Origin of the sequence: Allobosea eneae (genome assembly GCF_042657265.1) — a bacterium.
GTDB classification, from domain to species: domain Bacteria; phylum Pseudomonadota; class Alphaproteobacteria; order Rhizobiales; family Beijerinckiaceae; genus Allobosea; species Allobosea eneae.
In genome coordinates this window covers 1-4,890 of sequence record NZ_JBHSLW010000017.1, presented here as the reverse complement: position 1 = coordinate 4,890, position 4,890 = coordinate 1, and the positions used below count along the sequence as shown (strand labels likewise).

Here is a 4,890-nt window from a genome sequence, read left to right as displayed (position 1 = left end):
GTGGCTGGGGTCCACATCGCTCGCTCCAAGATGGCCTGAACAACCCCTTGGAATCACGAGTGCCCCAGTCGCTCAACCCTTTCGGGACGGGCTCTTACTGCCGCTGCGGACTCACGACGCTCACCTCAAGGACGGGCCAGATGACCGCGTGGTGGTCCAAGCGTCCGATGCAGCGACAAAACTGGAAGATAGCCGGTCCAGTTGGTGGGAGCGTCGAAAGGCGGGGCAACCTACCCCACCCAATGCGCTCCCGTGTGATTTGCCGATTCGTGACTAAAAGCGGCCTCCCCTGCCGCCCTCGTGACCGCCACCCCCCTGCATCATGCGCCGCGATGGCCGCGACCGCTCACCATGCCGCCCCGGTGGCCACCACCGCCCCGCATCATGCCGCCCCGATGACCGCCGCCGCCCTGCATCATGCCGCTGCGATGTCCGAAGCCCCGCGGGCGATGACCAATGGCCGGGCCGTGCTGCACAGTGTCGACGAGGCCGAACGCGTGAACGGCGCTCCGAATGTCCGGCATTCCCATAGGCGCCGCTTGGGCGCGTCCGCTGCTAAGCTGACCGCCGATCAATGCGCCCGCGGTTGCAAGCGCGAAGATGAATTTCTTCATGTATTTCTCCTGGCCGCCACCCCGGGACAGCGGAGAACAGGAACCTTTGGTTCAGGGAGCTGACCCGGTCAGTGTTAAAGAGGCCCGTCGCACGAGCAGGTCAGCGAGCTCGACCATTCTGCGATGTCTGGGGTAGCGCCTGCCATCCCATCCTGGCACCCATCGCGGGTATCCTGGCGGCGTCGCCTCGCGCGTTACGCGAGCGAGCGGGCTGACGGTGGCCTCGCCACGGAGGTGCCCGCGAGAGGGATGACCCACAACTGTGCACGGCGGGGCAATTGTCGGCCATGGGAGAGCGCTGGCCTAAAGAGAGACCAGCGGGTCGTAACCATGGCGCCGAGCAAGCCTGTCGAGTGGCGGGCCAACCTAAGCTCCGATCAGCCTCGCCGGATCTCAGGCCTCAGTAGCAGGTCTCGACCCAAGCGCGCCGCAGGCCGTGGCGCGTCCGAACCCACTGGCGCTCGAGCGCGCAGGCGGGCGCGTAACCTCGTCCGTAGCCATAGCCGTACACGGCCGGGGTGTAGCCGTATCCATAGCCGTAGGCGCTGGGATAGTAGCTCGACCCGTAGAGGCCATAGGCGCCGAGCCCCGCCGCGGCGGCAATGAAGGGCGCCGCCCCATAGAACCCGTGCCCCTGGTGGCGCCGGACGTGGTGGCCGCCGAAGCCGCCGTGCCCTCCCCAAACCGCCCGGTGCCCGAAGCCGCCGTGCCCTCCCCGGAAGCCATGACCAAAGCCGCCGTGGCCGCCGCCATGAAACCCTCCTCCGTGACCGCCGCCGTGACCGCCGCCGTGGTGCTGCGCTAGAGCCGCTTGCGGCAGCATCGCCGCGCCAAGCCCCATGAGCAGGCCCATGATCATCCCGGTTCGTTTGTTCATGACTACCTCCGTCGCAAGCCCCCCGAACCCTCGCACCGAATCAACGCTCAACTTGCCGCAAAGCTCCCGAAGGCCGGTTCCACGGCACGCACCGTTCATGGCAACACTCCACTTGAGACTCGGCGGGGGCTTCGAAGAGTATTCGATGAGCTTTAGCGCGATCACCTGGAAGCATGACAGCGTCGGTTGACGGGGTGTAGTTTTGCATACGAGGAGGCATTCATGCACGGCGGCAGCGGCCACAGTCAGGCACCAGTTTCCGGCTCCGGCTCCGCCGCAAGCCGTCACCGGAGCCGCCTCGCCTGGGCGTTCGGTCTAACGGTCGCCTACATGGCGGCCGAGGTGATCGGGGGCCTGATCACGGGCAGCTTGGCGCTGCTCGCCGATGCGGCCCACATGCTCACTGACGCCGGCGGGCTCGCCCTTGCGCTGTTGGCCATCCGATTCGCCGAGCGGCCGGCGACCCCGCAGAAGACGTACGGTTATCTCCGGACGGAGATCCTCTCAGCGTTGGCCAACGCCGTCGTGCTGCTGCTTTTGACCGTCTACATCCTCTACGAGGCCTACAAGCGCTTCCTCGCCCCGCCCGAGATCCTCTCCGGGCCGATGCTGGCGGTGGCGGCCGTCGGTCTCGTCGTCAACCTAATCAGCATGCGGCTGCTCGCTGGCGGATCGTCCGAGAGCCTCAACGTCCAGGGCGCCTATTTCGAGGTCTTGAGCGACATGCTGGGCTCGATCGGGGTGATCCTCGCGGCCCTCGTCATCATGTTCACCGGCTGGACGCTCGCCGACCCGATCATTGGCGCCGGGATCGGCCTCTTCATCGTGCCGCGGACCTGGCGGCTTCTGAAACAGGCCATGCACATCCTCATGGAAGGCACCCCGCCCGAGGTCGACATGAGCCTTCTCGAGACGGGCCTCCGCGAGATCCCCGGCGTCACCGCCGCGCACGAGCTTCATGTCTGGACGATCACCTCGGGCATCGATGCCATGAGCGGCCATGTCGTCGTCCGCGATATGGCGGAATCGAAGATGGTGCTTCGGGCCGCGCGCCAGCTCATGAAGGAGCGCTTCAACATCGACCACGTCACGATCCAGGTCGAGGACGAGGCCTTGCGCGCCGAGGAGGCCGTGCTGCGGGTTTGATCACGCCATGCAGCGAGCCGCTCCCACCCCGGAGAGCTATGGGACCCGGAGCAGGCGGGATCCGTCTGGAAAATGGCGATGCACGCGCTCGAGGATCGCCTGTCCCGCAGAGCAAAGGGCACCAGATGAAATCCCCGCGGCAGTCTCTTCTCTGGGCCGTTCTCCGGCGCCAGAATACGCGAGCAGCCGTCGTGAAATCTGCACGGCCTGCAACTTTCCCTTCGGGGCCTCGTTGTCCTGCGGTGATCCAAGGAGACGACAGCCGTGGGTTTGCTCGACAACATCTTCGGTGGCAATCAGGCCGGCCGCGGCGGGACTTCCCCGCTCACGCTCGCATTGCTTGCTCTGCTCGCCTATCGGACTTACCAGGGCAAGGGCCGCCTTGCGGACATGCTGGGCCGGACACCGGACGGCCGTCCACCGGGGCCTGCTACGGGAGACCGCGCGCCGGGCGGAAGCCGCGAGCCCCCGGGCGAGACCGCGGGCTCGCCTAGAGGCGGCGGGCTCGGGAACCTTCTCGGCGGCCTCTTCGGCGGCGCGGCAGGGCGGCCGACGGGAGGCGGCGGCGGTCTCGGCGATCTGCTGCGGGCGGTTTGGGCGGCGTGCTCGGCGGCGCAGCGGCCGGCACGCTCGTGAATGGCGGTCTCGGCGACCTGATGAGGCGGCTGCAGCAGACCGGCTACGGCGATACGGCCGACTCTTGGGTGGGTCGTGGTCCCAATCGCGCCATCGGCCCGGCCGAGCTGGAAGGTGCAATTGGACGCGACACATTGCAGTCCTTGGCAAGTGAAACGGGACGTCCCTACGACGAGGTCCTGTCAGAACTGAGCCAAAGCCTCCCCGACACGATCGACCAGCTCACGCCTGACGGACGCATGCCGACCGAAGACGAAGCGTCTCGCTGGGTCTGAAGGCGCCGACAGGCAAAGTTCGTGGCGGGGCGATCGGCGGAACGTCCTGATCCAACTGAGCCCTCACTCAGCCATGATACAGTGGTTTACCCGGATCGTTCAGGTCGACAAGGCCGTGCATTGCCCCTCGAGAACACCTCAAATCCACCCGCGGTAATATGCGAGCGCCACGAAGAAAGCCGCGAGGACCACGAGCCCAATCACCAGCTCTACCATGAGCCTGCGCCGTGTATGGCCGCGAGGATAGCCTGTCTTGCGATTATCCATTGTTCCACCTTCGGTTCGAACGGCTCCCAGGACTGCGGACTCCGCCGCGAGGACAGGTGATTCGGTCCTGTTGCATGTATTGTTTGTGTGAGAATCGCTGATGGCATCTTGGCGCAGAGCACACCCTCGCTATCGATGGCCTTGCCTGCTACGCCCTCGGGTCAGCGACGCCACTCCTCCGGGTTGGCCGTGGAAACTGCCGGTGCCGCGCCGCGTTGGTGACCGCGGCGCAGCTTCAGGGGTTGCTTGAAGGCCTCGACTGGCGCCGGGTGCATGAACGGCGCGAGACGCGCGTCCCTGTCGCGGCAAGTTGACCGTTCAGCACTGGCAAGCCGCTGGAATCCATGGTTGAATCGGTCTCGTGAGCGACGCGGCCGAACCTGTGACCAACGATCCGATCGCACTTCGGGCGATGCTCGCGGCGGAGCGTGCCGAGAATGAGCGGCTGCGCCAGATCATCAAGGAGTTGCAGCGCCATCGCTTCGGGCGTCGGGCCGAGAGCCTGCCGATCGACCAGCTGTTGCTCGGGCTCGAGGAGGCCGAGCAGATCGAGGCCGAGGGCCTCGCCGGCGAGGAAGCGGCTGATCCCGCCAAGCGCGCTGACCGGGTCGGGAAGCGTCGCGCCAACCGCGGCTCGTTGCCCGCGCACCTGCCGCGCATCGAGCAGGTTGTCGATATCCAGGATATGGCCTGCCCCTGCTGTCGCGGGCAGCTCCACATCATGGGCGAGGATGTGTCCGAACGCCTCGACATCGTGCCCGCCCAGTTCCGCGTGATCGTGACGCGTCGGCCGAAATACGCCTGCCGGACTTGCGAGGAGGTCGTGGTCCAGGCGCCGGCGCCCGCCAGGCTCGTCGAGGGCGGCATCCCGACAGAGGCCACGGTGGCCCATGTCCTGGTCGCGAAATATGCCGATCACCTCCCGCTCTACCGGCAGTCCCAGATCTATGCCCGGCAGGGCGTGAACCTGGATCGCTTGCGGATTCCGATTCCGACCGGCCATCATTCCGATAATTGACCGGCCGGGATTCCGATAATTCTCCGGCCACCATTCCGATTAATGACCGGCCACCAG

4 protein-coding genes and 1 pseudogene are annotated in these 4,890 nt (G+C 66.3%); 3 read left to right on the top strand and 2 right to left on the bottom strand.

Annotation, left to right across the window (positions count from 1 at the left end; translation table 11 throughout):
- Positions 1-320 precede the first annotated feature (320 nt).
- Positions 321-614, bottom strand: coding sequence for a hypothetical protein (locus tag ACFPOB_RS12975; RefSeq protein ID WP_066723709.1), 294 nt, complete (start codon positions 612-614; stop codon positions 321-323).
- A gap of 400 nt (positions 615-1,014) precedes the next feature.
- The gene (locus ACFPOB_RS12970; RefSeq protein WP_082735141.1) at positions 1,015-1,491 is read right to left on the bottom strand and encodes a hypothetical protein; all 477 of its coding nucleotides are present in this window, start codon (positions 1,489-1,491) and stop codon (positions 1,015-1,017) included.
- A gap of 222 nt (positions 1,492-1,713) precedes the next feature.
- Between ACFPOB_RS12970 and ACFPOB_RS12965 the strand changes: the two genes are divergently transcribed.
- From ACFPOB_RS12965 to ACFPOB_RS12955, 3 genes and pseudogenes are all read left to right on the top strand, one after another.
- Positions 1,714-2,637, top strand: a complete 924-nt coding sequence (locus tag ACFPOB_RS12965) for a cation diffusion facilitator family transporter (protein WP_066723706.1) — start codon at positions 1,714-1,716, stop codon at positions 2,635-2,637.
- A gap of 602 nt (positions 2,638-3,239) precedes the next feature.
- On the top strand, positions 3,240-3,548 hold the full coding sequence (locus ACFPOB_RS12960) for a YidB family protein (RefSeq protein WP_377798885.1): 309 nt from the start codon (positions 3,240-3,242) through the stop codon (positions 3,546-3,548).
- A gap of 679 nt (positions 3,549-4,227) precedes the next feature.
- Positions 4,228-4,791 (top strand): annotated as a pseudogene (locus ACFPOB_RS12955) (transposase domain-containing protein); the annotation flags it as partial.
- Positions 4,792-4,890 lie beyond the last annotated feature (99 nt).

Bases quoted from the DNA above. Each gene is read 5' to 3' on its own strand.
- ACFPOB_RS12970 (WP_082735141.1), bottom strand. From the start codon at position 1,491: ATGAACAAACGAACCGGGATGATCATGGGCCTGCTCATGGGGCTTGGC.
- ACFPOB_RS12975 (WP_066723709.1), bottom strand. From the start codon at position 614: ATGAAGAAATTCATCTTCGCGCTTGCAACCGCGGGCGCATTGATCGGC.
- ACFPOB_RS12965 (WP_066723706.1), top strand. From the start codon at position 1,714: ATGCACGGCGGCAGCGGCCACAGTCAGGCACCAGTTTCCGGCTCCGGC.